Origin of the sequence: Dermacoccus sp. Ellin185 (assembly GCF_000152185.1) — a bacterium.
GTDB classification, from domain to species: domain Bacteria; phylum Actinomycetota; class Actinomycetes; order Actinomycetales; family Dermatophilaceae; genus Dermacoccus; species Dermacoccus nishinomiyaensis.
The window spans coordinates 1-4,051 of record NZ_AEIQ01000030.1; the positions used below are offsets into that span (position 1 = coordinate 1).

General features: G+C 73.0%; 3 protein-coding genes. 1 reads left to right on the forward strand and 2 read right to left on the reverse strand.

Going from position 1 to position 4,051, the window contains the following annotated elements:
- Positions 1–2,337 (reverse strand): glycosyltransferase (locus HMPREF0321_RS01465; protein ID WP_006943613.1); only part of this gene is annotated, 2,337 nt, incomplete at its 3' end.
- Between the two features lie 5 nt (positions 2,338–2,342).
- Positions 2,343–2,603 carry a WhiB family transcriptional regulator gene (locus HMPREF0321_RS01470; protein WP_167539850.1) on the reverse strand — a complete coding sequence of 87 codons (261 nt, stop codon included), beginning with the start codon at positions 2,601–2,603 and terminating at the stop codon, positions 2,343–2,345.
- Positions 2,604–3,090: 487 nt separating this feature from the next.
- Between HMPREF0321_RS01470 and HMPREF0321_RS01475 the strand changes: the two genes are divergently transcribed.
- The gene (locus tag HMPREF0321_RS01475; protein WP_050786421.1) at positions 3,091–3,954 is read left to right on the forward strand and encodes a 2-phospho-L-lactate transferase CofD family protein; all 864 of its coding nucleotides are present in this window, start codon (positions 3,091–3,093) and stop codon (positions 3,952–3,954) included.
- Positions 3,955–4,051 lie beyond the last annotated feature (97 nt).

The following is a 4,051-nucleotide window of genomic DNA, read 5'->3' on the forward strand; positions in this document are numbered from 1 at the left end:
GCCGGCCCACACGCGCCAACCGGGGTTCGCGCCGAAGGAGTGGCGCGGCACGATCATGGCCGCCCCCAGCGACGCGAGGGCACCGACGACGAGCACCCACCGCGCGGCGGCGAACGAGCGTCCGCGCACGGCGCCGAACAGCCCCGCGAGCAGCACGGGGATGCCGAGGACGAGCGGCGTCGACCCGGGCCCGCCGGGGTGGGCGAACAGCATCGCGACGGGGTCGGTGGCCGCCTCCTGCGTGAGGGTGCCGGGGCCGGCGACGAGCCGGGCGGGGTGACGCCACACCTCGACGCTCCAGTGCCCCAGCAGCAGCGGCACGAGGACGGCGACGGCAAGCGCCCGCCATTTCGCCGCGCGGCGACCGAACACGACGATGACGAGCAGGAGGACAGTGAGCGCCGGCAGGAAGGGCGGGGCGAACGCGACGAGCACGGTCGCGGCGAGAGCGCATGCGGCCACCGCACCGGCGCCGCCCGAGCGACGCGCGATCGCGGCCAACCCGGCCAGCGTCAACGGCACCATGATCGCGGCGACGAGGGCGCCCAGACGCCCGTCCGCCATGGCCCCCGTCAGCGGCGCGGCGCTGCCCCACAGCAACGCGACGACGGCACGCGGCCAGGGACGCCGCGTCACGACGCGGCCGGCCCAATAGGCGGCGAGGCCGGCCAGGACGGGCGCGGCGAGGAACAACCACGTGAGCGCGGCCTGGGCGCTCGCGGCGTCATCCGTCCACGGGAACACCGAGACGAGCCACGCGCCCGCCGCGAGGAACGGCAGATACGGCGCCGACGAGGCGGGATGCCCGTACCCGTCGCCCTGCCAGGCGTCGCGCCACGCGTGCCACCACGCGCTCGCGGAAGTGAAGCTCGGCTCGAGAGCGCCGCCCGCCAGGCCCGCTCCGCCACTCAGCAGGTCGGTGTCGAACGTGCGACGCGCGAGCACGGCGCTCAGTGCGACGAGAGCCAGGAACAACCACAGGCCGGGGTGACGCAGGCCGCGCGCGACGATGCCGCGCGGAGCCGTCAGGTCCTCGGCGTCCGAGGACGTGGGCCCGGTCTCCGACGACGCCGGGCTCGCACCGGCCGTCCGCGAACCGCTAGGCGTGACGGCCTCGACGAACGCCTCCCACGCGCGGGCGCGGCCGACGGAGGCGGGCACGAACAACGACCGCAACTGCGCAGTGCTGACGACGGCGCGGCCGCGGAAGCGCCGGCGCGCGCCGAAGATGCGGGCCAGGCCGAAGGATGCGCTCGCCTGCCCCAACTCGGCCGCGGCACGCCGCGGCCGCTTGACGAGCAGCAGCGCGAGCGCGAGCAGCAGCGACGTCAGCGTCGTCCAGACCATCGCGAACGGCAGGCGCCACGCCGGTGTGCGCGCGAGGGCCACCTGACGGTGACGACGCAGCGTCGCGGCCGAGTGCGGCGCAGGACGATCGGGGTCACCCGCACGGCGCGACAGCGCACGTCGCTCGCGGCGGGTAGGGCGCGAGCCACCCCCGTCGATGGAGCGCAGCAGGTGCGCCGCGTCGAGATCCTGATGGGCGACGGCGTCGGGGATGACGGCCACCGCGTGCCCGGCGAGGTGGGCGCGCCAACACAGGTCGAGCCCGTCGCCGTCACCGTCGAAGGCGGGGTCGAATCCGCCGAGTTCGAGATAGACGTCCTGGCGCACGAGCATGCCGGAGCTCGCGACGGCGAGCACGTCGCGGCGAAGATCGTGCTGGCCCTGGTCGAGTTCGCCGCCATGCGTGCGCGCGACGTGCCGGCCGCTCGTCGTGACGTCGATGCCCACGTTGACGAGCCGGTCTGGGCGGTCGAGTTCGTGGATCTTGCAGCCGAGGATGCCGAGTCGTTCGCTGCGTCCGGCCGCCCTCAGCTGGGCCGCGAGGGTCGTCGGCAGCGGCGCCGAATCCTCGTGGAGCAACCAGAGCCAGTTGTACCGGTCGTTCGGGTGGCTCTCGCGGCGACGTGCACGGCGTCGGGTGCGTAGCGCGACGACGTGGTCGCTGGAGCGTGCGGGCAGCGCCTGGACGGCGCGGTCGACGAGCGCGGCGAACGCCTCGTCGTGCGAGGCGGTGACGACGGTGACGTCGAGCGCCCGCAGGTCGGCGCGCTCGCGGGTCATCGCGTCGAGGGTGCCGCGCACGCGTCCGGCGGCGCTGCCGTCGACGATGACGAGGCGGTCGGGGCGGCGCGTCTGCGCGCAGACGGCGGTGACGGTGGCGTCGAGCCAGGGCTGATGGGCGTCCCGCGCGATGAGGACAGTGGTGACGAAGGGGTGTGCTGGGGAGCCGTCGTGCAACTCGTCGACGCCGTTGACCTGGGTCGCCGACACTTCGCTCAGACCGCGCGCTTCTTCAGCTTGCGGCGTTCGCGCTCGGACAGCCCGCCCCAGATGCCGAATCGCTCGTCGTTCTCGAGGGCGTACTCGAGGCATTCGGAGCGCACCTCGCACCCGACGCAGACGCGCTTCGCCTCACGGGTCGAGCCGCCCTTCTCGGGGAAGAAGGCCTCGGGGTCGGTCTGCGCGCACAGGGCGCGCTCCTGCCACGACAGCTCTTCCGTGTCGTCCAGGGCGTCGTGCAGGCTGATCAACTGCATGAATTCCTGCATGTCCGTCCTTTCGTGGTCGGCGGTCGCGGCGGGTGGGCCGGGCTCTGCGGTACGTCCCGATCATCGGCACGTCGGTCGTGTGGTCATCGTGATCCGCCGCTCGCGGCGGCCATATCACCGAGCGGTGACAACCCCCTGGTGACGCGACGATCCAGCCGATGATCCGCCGATGGCGAGCCGTCGAGAAGGTCGACGGTGACGCCCGGACGAAGGGCGTCGTGCGCAGCGGGCAGGTGGCAGCGAGAGCGAAGCGGTGGCGAGAACCAACGGTGTTATTACATCGGTGTCATTCGAGTGAGTCAAGCCGAACGGGTGACCCCGATCAGCCCTCGGCGGGGGTGGTCGAGGCCCTGCTGCGCCCCCGTGTCACACTGACACAATGCATGTGAGCGTCCTATCTAGTGGTCCCCTCTCCCGCCCGGCACTAGATGCGCTGTTCGGGCGAGAGTCCATCACCAACACGCCTTTGCTCGATGTGATCTACGTCACCAACACGTCGCATGACATCAGTCTCGCAGGTCTCAGGTTCTGCCCCAACCTCGACGCGGTGTGCCGAATTGCGGACGATGCGGTGCCGGGGACGCGCACAGCGGTCGTCTCTCTGCGGGACGCCGGTCTCATTCCGACCGGCGCGTGGGGCTGGCTCGACGATGAGGCCCTCGCCCAGGCCGTGGCCCGCACCTATCGCCACGCGCGGGGCACCGGCGCCGTCGCCGCAGCTCAGCAGCAGTGGACGCAGTGCCGCGGCGCGCAGAGCGAGACGGCTGCCGTCCTGCCGCTCACCGAAGAACCCATCGAACTGCACGTGCTCGAACCCGACGGCGACGGTGGGCAGGTCAGCCGTCACGCGCTGCGCTGGATCGAGGACACCGACCGCCGCGAGCCCGAGGGGTTCGTCGTCGCCGGCGTCGATCACGCCGACGCCGCGCCCGGCGTGCTCGACGCCGTGCGCAGCGCCGACGTCGTCGTCCTGCCGCCGATGTCGCCGATCCTCGACATGGCCGGATTCCTCGCGGTGCGCGGGATCCGCGACGCTCTGCGCGGCACGTCGGCGCGCGTCGTGGCGCTCAGCCCCATCGGCCTCGACGGGCACCGCCCCGCCGGCGTCGACGCCGCGAGCTGGCGACTCACCGGGGCGACTGCGTCATCAGCAACCCTCGCCCACCTGTACGCCGACTTCGTCGACGCCCTCGTCATCGACGACGCCGAGGCGCCGACGCGCTACCCGTCGTCACTCACCGTGACGCGAGCGCCCATGCGGGCCGCCCTCGCGGGTGACGTCGACGCCGCCGCCCGGCTGCGCGCCGTCGTCCTGGGTGACGCTGCCCTGTTGTCGTAGTCAGCTCCCCCGCGGCGGATGCGTTTCACCAGGTGCGCGTCGGCAGGTGCGACGGCAGGGTCATGCGTGCGCCGCGGCGTGGGCGCGGCGGGCCGCC